The organism is Brevibacterium linens, assembly GCF_003999335.1.
GTDB classification, from domain to species: domain Bacteria; phylum Actinomycetota; class Actinomycetes; order Actinomycetales; family Brevibacteriaceae; genus Brevibacterium; species Brevibacterium linens.
Genome location: NZ_CP026734.1, coordinates 46,756 through 64,473, shown reverse-complemented (window position 1 = coordinate 64,473; position 17,718 = coordinate 46,756). Strand labels below are relative to the sequence as shown.

18 protein-coding genes and 1 tRNA gene are annotated in these 17,718 nt (G+C 68.2%); 13 read left to right on the top strand and 6 right to left on the bottom strand.

Translation table 11 applies throughout. The features are described from left to right. The first annotated feature begins 22 nt into the window (after positions 1 to 22). A complete protein-coding gene (locus tag CXR29_RS00285; RefSeq protein WP_127363536.1) occupies positions 23 to 454 on the top strand; it encodes a YdeI/OmpD-associated family protein in 432 nt (143 codons plus the stop codon). Here CXR29_RS00285 and CXR29_RS00280 read toward each other — a convergent pair whose 3' ends face one another. Continuing rightward, a complete protein-coding gene (locus CXR29_RS00280; protein ID WP_101594088.1) occupies positions 455 to 829 on the bottom strand; it encodes a VOC family protein in 375 nt (124 codons plus the stop codon). It abuts the gene before it with no gap. A 98-nt stretch (positions 830 to 927) separates the two neighbouring features. Between CXR29_RS00280 and CXR29_RS00275 the strand changes: the two genes are divergently transcribed. After that, a complete protein-coding gene (locus CXR29_RS00275) occupies positions 928 to 1,410 on the top strand; it encodes a MarR family winged helix-turn-helix transcriptional regulator (protein WP_127363535.1) in 483 nt (160 codons plus the stop codon). Positions 1,411 to 1,433: 23 nt separating this feature from the next. Here CXR29_RS00275 and CXR29_RS00270 read toward each other — a convergent pair whose 3' ends face one another. From CXR29_RS00270 to CXR29_RS00255, 4 genes are all read right to left on the bottom strand, one after another. Then, positions 1,434 to 1,907 (bottom strand): VanZ family protein, encoded by a 474-nt coding sequence (locus tag CXR29_RS00270; protein WP_127363534.1) that lies wholly within the window; start codon positions 1,905 to 1,907, stop codon positions 1,434 to 1,436. 79 nt (positions 1,908 to 1,986) lie between these two features. Beyond that, positions 1,987 to 2,454, bottom strand: a complete 468-nt coding sequence (locus CXR29_RS00265; RefSeq protein ID WP_241241520.1) for a VanZ family protein — start codon at positions 2,452 to 2,454, stop codon at positions 1,987 to 1,989. Between the two features lie 145 nt (positions 2,455 to 2,599). After that, a complete protein-coding gene (locus tag CXR29_RS00260) occupies positions 2,600 to 3,679 on the bottom strand; it encodes an NAD(P)-dependent alcohol dehydrogenase (protein WP_127363533.1) in 1,080 nt (359 codons plus the stop codon). A gap of 83 nt (positions 3,680 to 3,762) precedes the next feature. Next, entirely contained in the window at positions 3,763 to 5,595 is a 1,833-nt protein-coding gene (locus CXR29_RS00255) for a bifunctional 3'-5' exonuclease/DNA polymerase (RefSeq protein WP_127363532.1), read from the bottom strand. A 173-nt stretch (positions 5,596 to 5,768) separates the two neighbouring features. Here CXR29_RS00255 and CXR29_RS00250 point away from each other — a divergent pair, with 173 nt between their 5' ends. The 9 genes from CXR29_RS00250 (at position 5,769) to CXR29_RS17525 (ending at position 15,686) form a co-directional block, all read left to right on the top strand. Next, positions 5,769 to 7,142 carry an FAD-binding oxidoreductase gene (locus CXR29_RS00250; RefSeq protein WP_127363531.1) on the top strand — a complete coding sequence of 458 codons (1,374 nt, stop codon included), beginning with the start codon at positions 5,769 to 5,771 and terminating at the stop codon, positions 7,140 to 7,142. Positions 7,143 to 7,309: 167 nt separating this feature from the next. Then, a complete protein-coding gene (locus CXR29_RS00245; protein ID WP_127363530.1) occupies positions 7,310 to 7,744 on the top strand; it encodes a YciI family protein in 435 nt (144 codons plus the stop codon). 10 nt (positions 7,745 to 7,754) lie between these two features. Further along, positions 7,755 to 9,002 (top strand): RNA polymerase sigma factor, encoded by a 1,248-nt coding sequence (locus CXR29_RS00240; protein WP_127363529.1) that lies wholly within the window; start codon positions 7,755 to 7,757, stop codon positions 9,000 to 9,002. An 84-nt stretch (positions 9,003 to 9,086) separates the two neighbouring features. Continuing rightward, a complete protein-coding gene (mvk, locus tag CXR29_RS00235; protein WP_164742731.1) occupies positions 9,087 to 10,049 on the top strand; it encodes a mevalonate kinase in 963 nt (320 codons plus the stop codon). Continuing rightward, a complete protein-coding gene (mvaD, locus tag CXR29_RS00230) occupies positions 10,046 to 11,062 on the top strand; it encodes a diphosphomevalonate decarboxylase (RefSeq protein WP_127363528.1) in 1,017 nt (338 codons plus the stop codon). The genes mvk and mvaD overlap by 4 nt, the downstream gene beginning before the upstream one ends. Next, entirely contained in the window at positions 11,059 to 12,150 is a 1,092-nt protein-coding gene (locus CXR29_RS00225) for a phosphomevalonate kinase (RefSeq protein ID WP_127363527.1), read from the top strand. The genes mvaD and CXR29_RS00225 overlap by 4 nt, the downstream gene beginning before the upstream one ends. Next, the gene (gene fni / locus CXR29_RS00220; RefSeq protein WP_101555079.1) at positions 12,140 to 13,300 is read left to right on the top strand and encodes a type 2 isopentenyl-diphosphate Delta-isomerase; all 1,161 of its coding nucleotides are present in this window, start codon (positions 12,140 to 12,142) and stop codon (positions 13,298 to 13,300) included. The genes CXR29_RS00225 and fni overlap by 11 nt, the downstream gene beginning before the upstream one ends. Then, entirely contained in the window at positions 13,297 to 14,400 is a 1,104-nt protein-coding gene (locus tag CXR29_RS00215; RefSeq protein ID WP_101555080.1) for a hydroxymethylglutaryl-CoA reductase, read from the top strand. The genes fni and CXR29_RS00215 overlap by 4 nt, the downstream gene beginning before the upstream one ends. Beyond that, positions 14,397 to 15,686 carry a hydroxymethylglutaryl-CoA synthase family protein gene (locus CXR29_RS17525; RefSeq protein WP_127363526.1) on the top strand — a complete coding sequence of 430 codons (1,290 nt, stop codon included), beginning with the start codon at positions 14,397 to 14,399 and terminating at the stop codon, positions 15,684 to 15,686. The genes CXR29_RS00215 and CXR29_RS17525 overlap by 4 nt, the downstream gene beginning before the upstream one ends. A 179-nt stretch (positions 15,687 to 15,865) precedes the next feature. Here CXR29_RS17525 and CXR29_RS00205 read toward each other — a convergent pair. Then, positions 15,866 to 15,949, bottom strand: a tRNA-Leu gene (locus tag CXR29_RS00205). 399 nt (positions 15,950 to 16,348) lie between these two features. Here CXR29_RS00205 and CXR29_RS00200 point away from each other — a divergent pair. Both CXR29_RS00200 and CXR29_RS00195 read left to right on the top strand, forming a co-directional pair. After that, positions 16,349 to 17,209: a DUF3662 and FHA domain-containing protein gene (locus tag CXR29_RS00200; RefSeq protein WP_101593884.1), complete on the top strand. Its 861-nt coding sequence runs from the start codon at positions 16,349 to 16,351 to the stop codon at positions 17,207 to 17,209. Then, positions 17,206 to 17,715: an FHA domain-containing protein FhaB/FipA gene (locus tag CXR29_RS00195; protein WP_101555083.1), complete on the top strand. Its 510-nt coding sequence runs from the start codon at positions 17,206 to 17,208 to the stop codon at positions 17,713 to 17,715. Before CXR29_RS00200 ends, CXR29_RS00195 begins: the two co-directional genes overlap by 4 nt. Positions 17,716 to 17,718: the final 3 nt, after the last annotated feature.

The window sequence follows — 17,718 nt, the reverse complement described above, 5'->3', positions numbered from 1 at the left end:
GACCATTCACCGGGGAGGCCCCATGGTCACGTTCACCACTGAACTCCTGGCACTCGGCAACAATGTCGGCATCGAGGTTCCCGAGGACATCGTGCTCGGCTTCGGCGTGGGCAAGCGGGTCCCGGTCATCGTCACGATCGCAGGCTATTCCTATCTGTCGACGACCGCGGTGATGAGCGGAAAGTACCTGCTCCCGCTGGCCAAGGAACACCGGGAGAAGATCGGGGTCGCCGGCGGTGAGACCCACGAGGTGACGCTGACTCACGCTATCTCGAACCGGGAGACCCCGGTTCCCGATTCCCTCGCCGAGGCTCTCGCCGCCGCCGATGTCCGCGCGGCTTTCGATGCACTCGCTCCGTCGAAGCGCAAGGAGCATGTGCGACAGGTGACCTCGGCGAAGGCCGAGGAGACCCGTGACCGTCGAATCGCGAAGATCGTCGATTCGCTGCGCTGATCACCCCGCGTCGTGGAACGTCACGGCGTAGCCGTCGGGATCGGCGATCGCGAAGGTCAGCCCGAAGGGGCTGGGAGCGGGTGCCCGGAGGATCTCCACCCCCGCCTCGGCGAGGGAATCATGCAGTTCCTGCGCATCATCGCACCTCAGCCACAGTGCCACCCCGTTTCCCGGACGGTCACCGGAGTCGAGGTCGACGCCGGGCAGCGGCTCGCGCACGGCGAAGGGGATCGGTGACGTCGTGAACACGACCGCTCCGGGCGGAGCGGCCGGAGCGCGGGTGAGTCCGAGCCTGGTTTCGTAGAACTGCGCGGACGCTTCCACGTCGCGGACCTGCAAGGCGATGAAGTCCGGACCGCTCACTGACGCATTCATGGTGTTCTCCTTCTCTTTCGGCATCCCGCCGCATGGCAGGACCCGCTCTCGTCTTATGTCAGTAACCTGACATCAGAAATGTATGTCAGAATACTTACATGAGTCAAGGGTCGAAGGATCACACTGCGGGAACCGGCGACGGGCCGGTGGAACTCGAGTCGCTGCTGGGCTATCAGCTCAAGCGTCTGCAGACGGCGCTGCGATCGACGATGGACGAGACGCTGCGGCCGCTGCAGCTGACCACCCCTCAGTACAACTGCCTCGAACAGCTGCGCAGGCGGCCCGGCGCGTCGAATTCCGAGCTCGCGCGCGGCGCCTTCGTCACCCGGCAGACGATGAACACGCTGCTGCGCGGACTGCAGGACCGGGGACTGATCACGAGGCCGGCCACGGCCGAATCCGGGCGCGTCCTGCCCACACGTCTCACCTCGGCCGGCGTTGAGCTGCTCGCTCGGGCCGTCTCCCGCGTCGAAGTGGTCACGGCCCGCATGGTCTCACCGCTCGACGATGAGACTCGGACGATGGTCACCGAATCGCTCGGCCGGTGCATCGCGGCCCTCGAAGGGCCTGAGAACCACTGAGGGCTGGACTGTCGTGATCGGACCTACACCAGCGCGAGCTCGTTTTCGGAGTCTCTCCTCGTCGACCGTTTCGGCCATGCGGCCAGGCAGCACAGGCCGAGGAGCGCCCCGATGCCGGCGCCGAGAGTGTTCGTGACGAGGTCGCTGAGCGTGGCGAAGCGGGTCTGTGTGAGCACAGCGCCTTGGAAGATCTCGATGGCGGCGCTGAAACCCGCGCCGACGAGGAATCCGAGCCACCACCGTCGGCGTCCGAAGTGCAGGGCGGCGAGGAAGCCGAAGGGAATGAACATCGCCACATTGCCGAGCTTCTCGACCCGCTCATAGGTCAGCCACGCTGTCTCCCGATGAGCCGCGAAGAGGTCGAGCGCGTGCCCGATGAGAGTATCCGGGCCGGTGCCCATCTGCTGCGGGGTCAGCGTGATGGCGGCGATGAAGAGGGTGTAGAGGACGAGAAGGGCCAGCGGCGCACCGACTGTGCGCTGATCACGATCGGTCATCACCGCCAAATCTACGGCCGAATCCTGGGCACATCCTCAGATGCGGACCTGGCCCGCTCTCACCAAACCCCAGGATCCCTCACCGCACCTCATGGTCGACGGGAACGACGTCCATCCTCGGCGGCCAGATGCTCATGACGAGGAGTCCGGCCACCGCTCCGATGCCGGCGCCGAGGCTGTTCGTGACGAGATCGTTGATAGTGGCGAAGCGCGTGGGTGAGAGCAGGGTCGCCTGCGTGCCCTCGATGAGGCACGTGAAGGCGATGCCCGCGACCCAGCCGACCCACCAGCGGTGAGGTCCGCACTGGAGGGCCACAAGCAGGCCGAAGGGAATGAACATGCCGACGTTCGCGAGCTTCTCCAGGATGACGTAGTCGATCCACGCGGTCGCTCGGTGGGAGGCGAGGAACTCGAGCAGTCCGGCGATGAACGACCCGGGGCCCGTGTCCAGCTGATTCGGTGTGAGCGTGACGAGGCCGATGAAGACCGTGTAGAGGATGAGCAGCGCCAGCGGCACCGTCCGCAGCTGTCGCCTCGCACCCGTCATCGTTCCCCTGTCCCTCGGCCCGGTCTCATTCTGCCCGTCTGCGGCATGAGGGTCGAGGGATTCCCGCATCGATTGCGGGAATCACCCCGACCATTGCGGTCTCACGCCCGGCCCCTCACAGCCGACGCATGTCAGCGGAGGCGGATCAGGCGATGGCCTCGACGTCATCGAAGCTGGCGGTGTCGATGACGACGCGGAAGCGCACGTCTCCGGCCACGACCCGGTCGTAGGCGGCGTCCGCCTCGGTGACGGGGATCGTCTCGATCTGCGCGGCGATGCCGTGTTCGGCGCAGAAGTCGAGCATCTCCTGGGTCTCGGCGATGCCGCCGATGTTCGATCCGGCGATCGCCTTCGCCCCGCCGATGACGGCGCCGAACGAGAACTCCTGCTTCTCGGGCGGGAGGCCGACGACGGCCATGACCCCGCGCGGCTTGAGCAGACGCAGGTAGCGGTTGACCGGGATGTCGGCGCTGATCGTGTTGAGGATGAGGTCGAACTCGCCGGCGTGGTCGGAGAAGAAGTTCTCCTCGGTGGTGGCGAGCATCCGCGTCGCCCCGAGCTCCAGGGCCGACGCTTCCTTCTTCAGAGTGCGCGAGAGGACGGTGACTTGCGAGCCCATGGCCGCGGCGATCTGCACGCCCATATGGCCGAGCCCGCCGAGCCCGAGCACGGCGACCTGCTTGGGAGCGCCGTTCTTCTGCTCACCGGCACCCCAGCGGTTGAGCGGCGCGTAGGTGGTGATTCCCGCGCACAGCAGCGGGGCCGCGACGTCGAAATCGAGGGCGTCGGGGATCCGGCAGACGAAGCGTTCGTTGACGACGACCTTCTGCGAATACCCGCCCTGGGTGATCGTGCCGTCGACGTCTTCGACGTTGTAGGTGCCGACGCTGCCGTTCAGGCAGTTCTGTTCCTGACCGGCCCGGCATTCCTCGCACTCGCCGCACGAGTTCACCATGCAGCCCACGCCCACGCGGTCGCCGACCTTCCAATCAGTGACATCGGAGCCGACGGCCTCGACGACGCCGGCGATCTCGTGGCCGACGGTGAGCGGGAAGTGCGCCTCGCCCCATTCGTTGCGGATGGTGTGGATGTCGCTGTGGCAGATACCTGCGGCCTTGATGTCGATGACGACGTCATCGGGTCGGGGATCCCGGCGGTCGATCGTGGCCACGCGGAACGGCTGGTCCGGTCCCGTCTTCTGCAGTGCCTTGACGCTGATGCTCATGTGATCTCCTTGGACTTGCGTATCCGTAGCTGGGCCACATCGTCCAGCGCTTGCGGCTGGCAGTCTATTCCATGCATATCGACTTATTCTTTGAGCGCCCGCTCACCGATGCTCAGGTCGAGAGGGAAATCGACGGGGGCATCCCCGAACAGCAGTCGACCCGCCGAGGCGGCCGCCGCCCTGATCGCCTCCCCCGCCTGGTCGGCCTGCTCGGCCGGGGCATGGACGATGACCTCATCGTGGAGGAAGAACACGAGGTGGGCTCGGCGGGAGAAGACCGGCCCCGAGGCGGCCGCCGGGTGAGAGCCCACCCCACCGTCTGGTGCCGCATCGATCTCCGGCAGCCGCGCCAGGCGCAGCCGCAGATCGGCCAGCCAGGCCAGCGCCCATTCGGCCGCTGTGCCCTGAACGACGAAGTTGCGGGTGAATCGTCCCTGGTCACCGGCGGCCCGCCGGGCCCGCTGCTCGTCGGCACCGGTGGCATCGAAGCGGTTCGCCGCCCTCTGCAGTCTCTGCCATCCCTCGCCGGGCGGTGGGGAGGTCCGTCCCAACCAGGTGGACACGACTCCTCCCGCTCGTCCCGCCTCGGCGGCGGAATCGACGAGGTTCATCGCGGCGGGGAAATTCTGCCGCAGACGCGGCACCAAGGCCCCGGCCTCCCCGGTCGTCGATCCGTACATCGCCCCGAGCACGGCGATCTTCGCCTCCTGCCGGGTCGCGACGATCCCGGCGTCGACGAGCCCTGAGTAGAGGTCGCGGCCACGACCGGCCTCCGCCATCGCCCGGTCTCCGGACATGGCGGCGAGCGCACGGGGTTCGAGCTGGGCGACATCGGCGGAGACGAGCCGCCACCCGTCGTCGGCACGCAGGGCCGGACGCAGGTGCCGGGGGATCTGCAGGGCCCCTCCCCCGCTGGCCGCCCAGCGCCCGGTGACGACTCCGCCGGGCACATACACCGGCCTGTACCGCCCCTCGTCGACCCATTCATCGAGCCAATGCCAGCCGTTGGCACTCAGCAGCCGCGCCATCTTCTTGTACTCGAGCAGCGGCGCGATCGCCGGATGGTCGCTCGTCTGCAGCTCCCACTTCGAGGTCGAGGCAACGTTGATGCCGGCATTGCGCAGGGACGCGAGCAGCCGGTTCGGCGAATCGAGGTTGACCCGCGGATCGTCAAGGGCCGCGCGGACTTCCTCGGCCTTGGCCAGCATCTTCTGGGGCTTCCCGTCGCGGAGCGGCCGGGGACCGAGCAGCTCGGTCAGGATCCGATCATGTTCGGCCTCGTCCCACGGCACACCCGCCGCGCGCATCTCCGCGGCGACGAGCCCTCCGGCCGATTCCGCGGCCAACAGCAGCCGCAGCCGCCCCGGATCGCTCGCGGAGTCCACGGCCGCCGTCTGCCGGGCGTATTCGGCCAGCGCCGCCTCGAGGTCGTGCGGAACCTGCGGGATGAATCCGCGTCCGGCATCGACGTCGAAGAGCGCGGCCGCCTGTTCGGGCGCGGCGGCGTCGGCGGGCGCGGCATCCCAGTCGACGGCGGCACGCACAGCCTCCGGTGCAGTGACGAGTTCGGAGCGGGCGAGGATCGCATGGGTCAAGCGCAGATCGTGGCAGCGCTCAAAGCTCACCCAGGCGTCCAACAGCGACGGATACCACTTCGGGGTGTCGCTGACGACCCATCGGATCGGGGGTGCAGGAGCGCGATCCACGGTCCCACCGGCTCCGTTCTGCCCTTCCCCGGCCGCGTCCTCTCGGTCACGGACGAACTCGGGCAGGGCCGCCTCGGCGAGGTCGATCCGGCCGATCTCCGCTCCTGTCGCATCGAGATCGACGAGCCCGATCCGAGGCCCCTCGAATCCGTCGCCGGGCAGTGTCCCGAGCACGCAGGCCGCGGGGAGCCGATCGGGGGTGAGGGTCATGGGTTCAGCCTACGCCGCGACGACCTGCGGCTCGGTCCGCCGCGACGCTGTGCGGCACCGGGCGAGCGCGCCCTGTCCGCGCCCCGAGCCGATCGCCGCGGGCGACCGTGATCCTGGTAACGTCGAGAGCGGAATCCGGGTGCCGAACTCCGCTCGAAAGGCCGATACGCAACATGGACGTTGTCTCCGCTCTCACCTCCGCCCTGCCGGCCACGGCCGTCATCACCGATCCCGATTCGATGGACGCCTACCGCTGGGACCGCGCGAACGACCCCGACGCCGGAGTGCCGGTCGCGGTCGTCCGAGCCACCTCCACCGCGGAGGTGCAGACGGTCGTGCGCATCGCCGCCGAGGCGAAGGTACCGATCGTGCCCCGCGGCGCCGGATCCGGGCTGTCGGGCGGCAGCTCCGCGATCGCCGGCGGGATCGTGCTGTCCCTGGATACGATGCGCGAGATCAGCATCGATCCCGTCACCCGCATGGCCACGGTCCAGCCCGGTGCCTTCAACGCCGAGGTCAAGGCCGCCGCGGCCGAACACGGCCTGTGGTACCCGCCGGACCCCTCGTCCTTCGAGTTCTGCTCAATCGGCGGCAACATCGCCACGAACGCCGGCGGCCTGTGCTGCGTGAAATACGGCGTGACCACCGATTACGTCCTCGGGATGACCGTCGTCCTCGCCGACGGTCGGGCCGTCAAGCTCGGCGGGCCGCGGCTCAAGGACGTCGCCGGTCTGCCGTTGACGAAGCTCTTCGTCGGCTCCGAGGGGACCTTGGGCGTGATCACCGAAGTGACCCTGCGCCTCATTCCCGCCCAGCTGCCCCCGACGACCGTCGTCGCGATGTTCCCCGAACTCGCCGACGCCACGAACGCCGTGCTCGACATCGCGAAGGCCATGCGCCCCTCGATGCTCGAGTTCATGGACAAACCCTCGATCAACGCCGTCGAGGACGAGCTGAAGATGGGCCTCGGCCGGGAGGCCGAGGGCATGCTCGTCATCCAGTCCGACGAACCCGGGGAGCATTCGAGTGTGCAGGCGAAGATCATCGAGGAGATCTGCACCGACAACTCGGCCTCCGAGTGCTATCTCACTGCCGACCCTGATGAGGGCGAAGCCTTCGTCACGGCCCGCCGGATCGCAATTCCGGCCGTGGAGAAGAAGGGGGCACTGCTGCTCGAGGACGTCGGCGTGCCGCTGCCGAAGCTCGGCGATCTGGTGCTCGGGATTGAGAAGATCTCAGCCGACCGCCAGGTGACGATCGCCGTCATCGCCCACGCCGGCGACGGCAACACGCATCCGCTGCTCGTCCTCGATCCCAAGGATGAAGACCAGCAGAAGCGCGCGCAGATCGCCTACGGCGAGGTCATGGATCTGGCCACCGGGCTGGGCGGGACGATCACCGGTGAGCACGGCGTCGGCCGGCTCAAGGCACCGTGGCTCGCGCCCTACCTCGGCGAGGACGTCATGGAACTCAACCACCGGATCAAGCAGGCCCTCGATCCGGACAACATCTTCAACCCGGGATCGGTCTACACCGGGCTCGTGTGAGAATCCGGGCTGAGGTCGCGGCGCCTCCGCTCGGTTAGTTCGGGACCGCGTCGGCGAAAGGGATTCCGTGGAAGAATCCCAGGCATGCTGTCGAATCGACGTCGATTCGATCGTCTTGTCTGTGAGCGGTCGAAATCCGGCCGCCGCACACAGAACGGAGCAGAACAATGCGCTATGCACTCGTCTTCCACGCGCCGGAACTCACCCCCGACGGCCCTCAACCCAGCGAAGAAGGCATCCAGGAGATGATGCGGCTCATGGACGACTACGCGGCAGCGCTCAACTCCGCGGGAGTCTTCGTCGCCTGGGAGATGCTCGCACCCCACTCCGAGACGAAGACCGTGACCCGGCGGACCGGAGAGGTCGTCATCGAGGATGGGCCCTTCGCCGCGGCGAAGGAGGCCCTGGCCGGGGTCGTCGTCATCGACGTTCCCGACGTCGAGGCGGCCCTGGCCTGGGCCGAGAAGTTCCCCGGCACGAGCTACGGCACCATCGAGGTCCGACCCGCGGCGACCTCGTTCGTCGACGGCACCTGGACCCGACCGGGTGACGGGCCGACCCGATCGGGCGACTGCCCGTCCCGCCCGGACGGCTCCTCCTGATCGCCCGCCGATGACCGAATCTGCAGAGCCTGCCGAGCGCGCGATGATCCTGACCCAGGATGGTTGGGGCACGATCATCGCGCTCATCGCGGCTGCCGACGGTGACATCTCCGGCGCCGAGGATGCGCTGTCGGCCGCGCTCGAACGTGCCGTGAGCGCCTGGCGGGAACAAGGTCCACCGGCCAATCCCGAAGGCTGGCTCTACCGGGTGGCGCTCAACGCCCGCCGGGACGTGTGGAAATCGGCGGCGGCACGAACCGCGACCGCCCTCGACGAGGAGATGATCGACCGCATCGACGGCAGCAGCGGCTCCGGCGCCGATCCAGCCGACCACGATCCCGACGCCCTGCCCGACCGCCGGCTCGAACTCCTCGCCGCCTGCGCGCATCCGGACATCGACCCTCCCGCCCGGCCGGTGCTCATGCTCTCGGCGGTGATGGGGATGACGGCAAGGCAGATCGCGGCCGCCATGGCTCTGCCCGCCGCCACCGTCTCTGCCCGTCTGACGAGGGCGAAGAAACGCATTGCCGGTCTCGGTGTCGACTTCGGCAGTCCCGACCGTCTCGACCTCGAGTCCCGGCTGCCCGATGTGCACGAGACGATCTACGGGGCCTTCGCCATCGAATGGGCTCAGGCGGCCGCGCAGCCACGCGAGGGCATGATCGGCGAAGCCCTGTACCTGTCGCGCCTCGTGGCGCAGCTGTGCCCCGGCGACGGCGAATCCCACGGACTGGCCGCCCTCATCCACCTCTCGGCCGCCCGGTTCCCCGCTCGTCGCAGCGGCGACGGCCGATTCGTCCCCCTGTCCGACCAAGACCCGAACCGCTGGGACGGACCCCTCACCGAGGCGGGCGAGCGCCACCTCGTCGAGGTCCATCGCTGCGGTCACGTCGGTCGCTTCGGGCTCGAGGCGGCCATCCAACTCCTCCATATGGCCGGAATCCGCACCGGATCCACGGATTGGCCGATGCTGCTGCGCCTCCACGACGATCTCGCGCAGATCGCACCGAGCCTCGGCGGCTCGGTCTCCCGAGCCGCCGTCCTCGCCGAGGTCAATGGTCCCGCGGCGGGGCTGGCAACGCTCGACGCACTCGATGACGTCTCATCACGCCTCGAAGCCTTCCAACCTGCCTGGGTGCTGCGAGCTCATCTGCTCACTCGCCTCGGCCGCACAGACGAGGCGGCCACCGCCCGTCAGCGCGCCCTCGACCTGACCACCGACCCGGCCGAACGCGCCTACCTCGCCGGACTCACCTGAGACGGACGTCACCTCGCCTTCGGGATGGGCGGGGGTACGGCATATGATGGTGAAATCAATCCACAGACTCCGAAACCATCCTGCATGCACAATTCCTCTCAGACCGAACCCGCCCAGGGCACGTCCCAGGGCTTCGCCCACGCAAAGGCGATCCTGTTCGGCGAACACGCGGTTGTCTACGGCTCTCCGGCCGTCGCAGTGCCATTGCACGGGCTCGGAGTCCAGACCGACATCCGCCAGTCCCCGCATCAGGAGACCCGGATCGAGAGCCAGCTGTTCTCCGGCAATGCGCAGACCGCTCCGGAGCCGATGGGCCCCGTCGTCGCCGGTCTCAACGCCGCCTTGACAGCCGTGGGGAACCCCGACGCCGAGGTGGAGCTGCTCATCCGTTCGGCGATCCCCCACAGCCGCGGCCTGGGTTCGAGTGCAGCCGTGGCCACCTCCGTGGCCCGCGCCGTCGCGAACCTGCATGCGACGGTCTTCGACGAGAACACCCTCCACGAGATCGTGCAGGCGGCCGAAACCGTCGCCCATGGCCGACCCAGCGGAATCGACGCCTGGGCCGTGGCCAAACCTGCCCCCATCCGCTTCCAGACCGGGTGCGCCCAGACCATCGACGTCGGTCAGCGCCTCGTCTTCGTCCTCGCGGACTCCGGTCATCACGGGTCCACCGCCGAGGCGGTCGGAGGGGTCCGTGCCCGCCGTGACGCCGATCCCGTGCGCATCGGGGGGATGATCGACCGTCTTGCCGAAATCACCGACGCCGCCGTCGACACCATCCGCTCCGGTGATCGTGAGACGATCGGCACGCTGATGAACGAAGCCCATGGACTGCTCGGCAGCCTCGGCGTATCGACCCCGACCCTCGATTCCCTCGTCGCTGCCGCCACCGCGGCCGGAGCCCGGGGAGCCAAACTCACCGGCGGCGGACTCGGCGGCTGCGTGCTGGCCCTGGCCGATGACGATGATTCGGCCGAAGAGCTCGCCGAGGCTCTGCGCAAGGCGGGAGCACCCCGCACCTGGACGACGGAGGTCAGACCGACATGAGAACGACGACGGCGCGGGCCTACCCGAACATCGCCCTGGTCAAGTACTGGGGCAAGGCCGATGAGGAACTCATCCTGCCCGCCGCGGGCAGCCTGTCGCTGACGCTGAACCACTTCGAGACCACGACCACCGTGGTGCCCGCTCCAGACGCCGAGACCGATGTCCTCGAACTCGACGGCGCACTCGCCGATCCCGGTCAGACCGACCGCATCTCGACCTTCCTCGACCATGTCCGCGCTCTGGCCGGACGCGATGACCGGGTCCTCGTCCGGTCCCGCAACTCCGTGCCCACGGGGGCCGGTCTGGCCTCCTCGGCGTCGGGCTTCGCCGCTCTGGCCACGGCCGCCGCAGCGGCCTTCGACCTCGACCTCGCACCGCGCGATCTCAGCCGGCTGGCCCGCCGCGGATCGGGGTCGGCCTGCCGCTCGATTCCCGACGGCATCGCCGTCTGGCACGCCGGCGACGACGCAGCCTCCTTCGCCGAGACCGTGCCCGCCCCGGATATGCGGATGATCATCGTCACCGTCAACCGGGCCAGGAAGGCCGTGTCCTCCCGCGAGGCGATGCGCCTGACCGCCGCCACCTCACCCTTCTACTCCGGCTGGGTGACCTCGACCGAGGACTATCTCGAGCAGATGGTCGCCGCGTGCGCGGCCGGGGACTTCACCCGCATCGGTGAGATCACCGAATCCCACGCCCTGCGCATGCACGGACTTATCCAATCCACCGTGCCGCCGATCCGGTTCCTCAATCCGACCAGCCACGCGATCTTCGACGCCGTGGCCGAAGCCCGCGAGTCGGGGATCGAAGCCTATTCGACCGCCGATGCCGGCCCGAACGTCGCCGTCATCGTCCGCCCCGCAGACGCAGAAGCACTGGCCGAGAAGCTCTCCGGCTTCGGCGACGTCCGCGTCGTCGGACCGGGCCCGGGAGCCCACCTGCTCACCGCCGATGACGCAGTCCCGCCCGCAGACGCAGTGAACCCGGCTGCGGGTGAGGGCAGCCGGGCATGATCGAGACCCGGGCGCCCGGCAAGCTGTTCATCGCCGGCGAATACGCCGTCGTCGAACCCGGACAGCCTGCCGTGCTCATCGCCGTCGACCGGTGCATCACCGTCCGGCTGACCGAGAGCGAGGGTGCCGGCCGCATCCACTCGAGCGAATACGGTCAGGCCCCCGTCGTGTGGCGGCGCGAAGACGATGGTGGGCACATCATCGTCGATGAGCGCCCCTTCGACTATGTGCTCTCGGCGATCTCCACCGTCGAAGAGCTGCGCTCCGGCCGGGGCGCCAGCCCCCGCTACTTCGATCTCGAGATCTCCAGCGAGCTCAATGACTCCGACGGCCGGAAGTTCGGTCTCGGTTCCTCGGCGGCGGTGACGGTGGCGACGATCGCCGCTCTCGATGAGTTCTATCGCCTCGGGCTGACCCTGACCGAACGCTTCAAACTCGCCGTCCTGGCGACCATCGCGATCTCCACGAAGGCCTCCGGCGGCGATCTGGCCGCCAGCACCTTCGGCGGCTGGATCCGCTACTCCTCCCCCGACCGTGCAGCTCTGCACGCTCACCGCGAGGCCCACGGAGTCGTCTCCGCCATGAGCTGCCCGGAGTGGGCGGGCTGTTCGGCCAGGCGGGTCACTCCACCGAGCTCGCTCGACCTCCTCGTCGGCTGGACCGGATCACCGGCGTCGACCGAACATCTCGTCACACGCGTGCACACTCCGGCACCGGAGAGGCACCGCCCGCTGAAGTCCTTCGCCGCCGAGTCCCAGATCCTCGTCGACGATCTCGTGGCGGCCTTCGATGCCGACGACGCCGAGGCCAGCCTGACCACGATCCGCTCCGTGCGCGCCCTGCTGCGACGGCTGAGCGATTCCACGGGCAGCCTCATCGAGACCGAAGCCCTGCACGATCTGTGCGAGATCGCCGAAACCCACGGTGCCGCCGCAAAGCCCTCCGGCGCCGGCGGCGGCGACTGCGGAATCGCCCTCGCCCACTCGCACACCGAAGCACAGACCATTCTCAGCGGCTGGGAAGCCGCCGGAATCCGACCCCTGGACCTCGGTGCCCACCGAGAGGAAGGCGAGATCGATGAGTTCTGAGACCCCGGCATCAGCAGAGACCCCGGAGACCAAGGCCTCACGGGCCTCCCGCAAGGACGACCACGTACGCCTCGCCTCGGCGCAGCAGACCGAAGGCCCGCGACGCACCGACTTCGACGACCTCGAATTCGTCCACCATGCCCTGTCGGGAACGAACCCCGAGAGCGTCGACCTCACGGTGAACCTAGGCGATTGGACGTGGCCGACGCCCTTCTACGTCAACGGCATGACCGGCGGCACGGAGACCACGGCGAAGATCAACCGCGACCTGGCCATCGCCGCCGCCGAGACCGGCCTGCCCATGGCCTGCGGATCGATGAGCGTGGCCCTCGACGATGCCGAGGCAGCGAAGGGCTTCACCGTCATCCGCGAGGAGAACCCGGACGGCTTCGTCATGGGCAACCTCGGTGCCGGTCGCAGTGCCGATGATGCCCGCCGCGCCGTCGAACTGTTGGGTGCCGATGCCCTCCAACTGCACATCAACCCCGTGCAGGAGACCGCGATGCCCGAAGGCACCCGCGACTTCTCCACCTGGCTGTCCGGCCTCGAGGACATCGTCGCCGCCTGCCCCGTGCCCGTCGTCGTCAAAGAGGTCGGATTCGGCCTCAGCCGCCGCACCCTGAGACTGCTCGCCGATATCGGGGTCCAGTACGCCGATGTCTCCGGCGCCGGGGGCACGGACTTCCTGCGCATCGAGAACGATCGCGCACCGGCTTCGGACTTCTCCATGCTCACCGGCTTCGGCCAGTCGGCCCTGGCCTGCCTGCTCGACGCCCCGGCCGAGTGGACGACCGAGACGACGATGGACGACGGCGTCTCGAACCGCGTGCTCCTGGCCTCCGGCGGCGTGCGCAACCCCTATGATGTCGTGAAAGCACTGGCCTGCGGTGCTCGCGCCGTCGGCGTCGCCGGCACGTTCCTGCAGACCGTGCTCGACCACGGTCCGGACGGGCTCGTCGATCTCGTACGCACCTGGCAGACTCAGACCTCGGCTCTGTTCGCCCTGCTCGGGGCGCAGCGGTCCACGGACCTCACGGCCACGGACCTGCTCACGCGGGGCCGCCTCGGCGAGTTCGCCCGCCTGCGCGGAATCGACGTCACCGCGCTCTCGCACCGATCCGACGTCCTTTCGAGGAGGAATCAGCTGTGAATCAGCAGACCACGATCACCGGGATCCCCACCACGTGGGTCGGTCCCCTGCGGGTCAGCGGCGAAGCGCTGGCTCCCGAAGGCACCCACACCGAGGTGGCCGTGCCCCTGGCAACGTACGAGACCCCGCTGTGGCCCTCCGTCGGTCGCGGGGCGTCGATCTCCCGGGAGATCGAGGGTGGGATCCGCACCGTCATCGTCGATGAGCGGATGACCCGGTCCGTGCTGTTCGTGGCCGAATCCGCGATCGGCGCCGAGGCTGCCGCCCAGGCCATCCGTCACCGCACCCGCGAACTCGAATCCGTCGTCGAAGCCGGGTCCGGCCACTGCCGGCTCATCGAGATCCATCCGGAGATCGTCGGGAACCTGCTCTTCGTCCGCTTCGCCTTCCGCACGAACGACGCCTCGGGCCACAATATGGTCACCCAGGCCTCGGATTCGCTCATGGACACCATCCTGTCCTGGCAGCTGGGCCTCGACTACGGGTCGGTGTCCGGCAACTTCTGCTCGGACAAGAAGGCCACCGCGGTCAACGGAATCCTCGGTCGCGGACGCAATGTCGTCGCCGAGATCGTCCTGCCCCACGAAGTCGTCGAACGTCGCCTGCGCACGAGCGCGGAGAAGATCGTCGAACTCGTCGTGCGCAAGAACCTCGTCGGGTCGACGATCGCCGGAGCCCTGCGCTCGGCGAACGCCCACTATGCGAACATGCTGCTCGCCTTCTACCTGGCCACCGGTCAGGATGCGGCGAACATCGTCGAAGGATCGCAGGGCATCACCTATGCGGAGAACCGCCCCGAAGGCCTGTACTTCTCGACGACGCTGCCGCACCTCATCGTCGGCACCGTCGGCAACGGCAAGGATCTGCCGCATGTCGATGAGGCGCTCGAGCGTCTCGGCTGCCGTGAGGATCGTGAGCCGGGAGCGAATTCGCGTCGCCTGGCCGCGCTCATGGCCGCGACCGTGCTGTGCGGTGAGCTCTCACTGCTCGCCGCGCAGACGAACCCGGGTGAGCTGATGGACACTCACCGTCAGATGGAACGCAAGGCTGAGGAAGAGCGGGATTCCGCCGCTCAGCGAGAGGACGGCGAGGCCGCATGACATCACACACGGCTGCGGGCACTGCACCGATCGGCATCGATGACATCGAACTGGCCACCAGCCATCATGTCGTCAGTCTCGATGACTTCGCCGCGGCGAACGGAACCGATCCGAACAAGTTCCACCTCGGCCTCGGCCAGGACGAGTTCAGCTTCCCGGCTCCCGATGAGGATGTCGTGACCATGGCGGCCGCGGCCGCCGCGCCGATCATCCGGCGCAGCGGTTCCGAGGGCATCCGCACCCTGCTGTTCGCCACCGAATCGGGTATCGACCAGTCGAAGGCCGCCGGTATGGCCGTGCACTCGCTGCTCGACCTGCCGTCGCAGATGCGCGTCGTCGAGGTCAAGGAAGCGTGCTATTCGGCGACGGCGGCCTTGCAGGCCGCCGTCGGCATCGTCACCCGGTCTCCCGGACAGCGGGTACTCGTCATCGCCTCGGATGTCGCGCGCTACGAGATCGACACCCCCGGTGAGCCCACTCAGGGCGCCGGTGCCGTGGCGATGCTCGTCTCCGCGGATCCGAAGCTGCTCGAGATCGAACCGGTCTCGGGTCTCAACTCGGCCGAGGTCGATGACTTCTGGCGCCCGAACGATTCGACGACCGCGATCGTCGACGGAGCACTGTCCGTGACCGCGTACCTCGACTCGCTCACCGGAGCGTGGACCGATCTGGCCGCGCAGGGCGGACCGGCGATGGCCGAGATCGACCGCGTGCTCTACCACCAGCCGTTCACGAAGATGGCGAAGAAGGCGCAGGTCCACCTCGCCGAACTCACCGGTGAGGATCTCGAGACGGAGATCGTCGCGGTTACCGGCGCGGGCGCTGATGCAGCCGGCGCGGGCGCTGCCACCGCCGCGGGCGCAGATGCTGTCGGCGCCTCGGATGCGGGCCCCACCGGCCCGCGCGATACCGGGCTGGCCACGAGCACCCTGTACAACCGTCGCCTCGGCAACTCCTATACCGCTTCGCTCTATGCGGGACTGTGCTCACTGCTCGACCACGATGAGGATCTCGCGGGCAAGCGCATCGGATTCTTCAGCTACGGATCGGGCAGCGTCGGCGAGTTCTTCACCACCCGCGTCGTCCCCGGCTACGAGCAGCATTCACGCCGCCAGGCCGTCACGGACGCGCTCGACGCCCGAGTGCCGCTGTCCATCGACGCCTATCGCGCGCTCCATGCGACCGAACTCTCCAGCGCCGACGACGTCACGACCCCGAAAGTGACCGCGGGACCGTTCCGCTTCGCCGGGATCAAGGGCGGTGCCCGCCTCTACGAGCGCGCCTAGGCGGCCCACCCGACGCCCCACGCATTGCGTAAGGCCCAGTTTGAGTTGAACAGCCCATGTTTGAAACAGGGCTGTTCAACTCAAACTGGGCCTTTCGCGAGTTTTCAATCGACCGCAGACACGACGAAGCCCCTCACCCTGACCCTGTCGGGACCCGGTGAGGGGCTTGTCATTCGCTGTGCGCGAGGGGGGACTTGAACCCCCACGACCTTGCGGCCACTGGCACCTGAAGCCAGCGCGTCTACCAATTCCGCCACTCGCGCGAACAAGGTAAAACTCTAGCATCGGAGACGGCGAAACTGAAAACCGAGGAAGCCGAAACCGCCCAAACGTGTCCACCTTCACATTCTCGCCGGTCGCCGCGTCGGCGACTCACCCCGCGGCGAAGGCCCCACTCGCTCCGCGGCTGCTGCGGTGACTCGCCCTGCGCAGCGACCGGCGCGCACGGTCTGCACTCCCTCGATCTTCCCTGGACGCGCGCAGGGAATCACGGCACAGCTTCGCCCTGCGAACACGCGTGACGTGAGTTGAGAGCCTCACCGCGTTAGGATTGGGTGTTGATGTGCCCAGAGTGCACGTGATCAGGACCACCTGGTCAGAGCACTCGGAGCCGCTTGGCGAAGAGTTCGTCCGGCAACGGCAACACCTGATGAGGAGGTGCCATGGGGTTACTCGATCGCTTCGAGAAGGGGCTGGAGAACGTCGTCAACGGCGCCTTCGCGAAGGCCTTCCGATCCCAGGTCGAACCCGTCGAGCTCGCCGGAGCCCTGCGCCGTGAGGCCGACAACAAGGCCGCCGTGGTCTCCCGCGGTCGCACCCTGACCGCCAACCACTACGTCATCGAGCTCTCGCAGACCGACCACGACCGGCTCTCCGGCCTCGAGTCCGAGCTGCGCTCCGATCTGCGCCAGGTCGTCGGCGATCACGCCGTCGAACAGGCCTACAGCTTCGTCGGCCCCGTCTCCGTCGAATTCGCTCTCGCCGACGACCTCGACACGGGAATGTACCGCGTCGTGTCCTCGACCCAGCGTCCCGACGGCTCTCCTGCCGCCCAGCCGGCCAACCGCGGCGGCTACGACCCGATCTCGCGGGCGAATCCGATCGTCGGCGAGTCCCCGAACTCCGGCTCTCGGCCCGTGACCCCGCGCCGCTCCCCGGAACCCGCCCGTTCGACCCCGGCCGCGGCACCCCGGCAGAACTCCGCCGCCCGTCCCGCACCGGCACCCGCTCGCAGCATCGAAGCCAGCGTGACCATCGACGGTCGCACGCAGATGCTGCGCCAGGGCACGAACACCTTCGGCCGCTCCTCGTCGAGCTCCGATTTCGTCATCGACGATCCCGGCGTCTCGCGCCGTCACTTCGAGATCGTCGTCGAGGGTGACCGCGCCGTGGCCAACGACCTCGGTTCGACTAACGGCACACTGCTGCACGGACGCAAACTGACATCGGCGACCCTGTCCGACGGCGATGTCCTCCTCGCCGGAGAGGCCGAGGTCCACTACAACGAGCGGGACGCCCAGTGAGCGAATTCACCGTCACCGTCTTCCGGTTGGCATTCTTCATCATCCTCTGGCTCTTCGTCCTCGGAGTCGCCGGAGTCCTCCGTCGCGACATCTTCGGCCCCCGGAAAGCCCGCGCCGGACGGAAATCTCGCCGAGGCGGCTCCAAGTCCGCCCCACCGCCACCGTCCCGTCCGGCTCCCGCACCTCGCCCGGCTGCCGCTCCGGCCGCCCACGCCCATCCGGGCACCATCCGCATCACCGACGGTCCCTTGGCCGGGCAGACGCTCATGCTCTCGGGGGCGCCTGTGACCTTCGGGCGGGCTCCCGACAACACGATCATCATCAATGACGACTTCGCCTCCAGCCATCACGCTCGGATCTCTGCGAAGAACGGGGCCTGGATGCTCGAAGACCTCGGATCGACGAACGGCACCATCGTCGACGGCTCACGCATGACCGGACCCATCCAGCTGGCTATCGGCACCCGGATCACCATCGGACATACGACCCTGGAGACCCAATCGTGACGA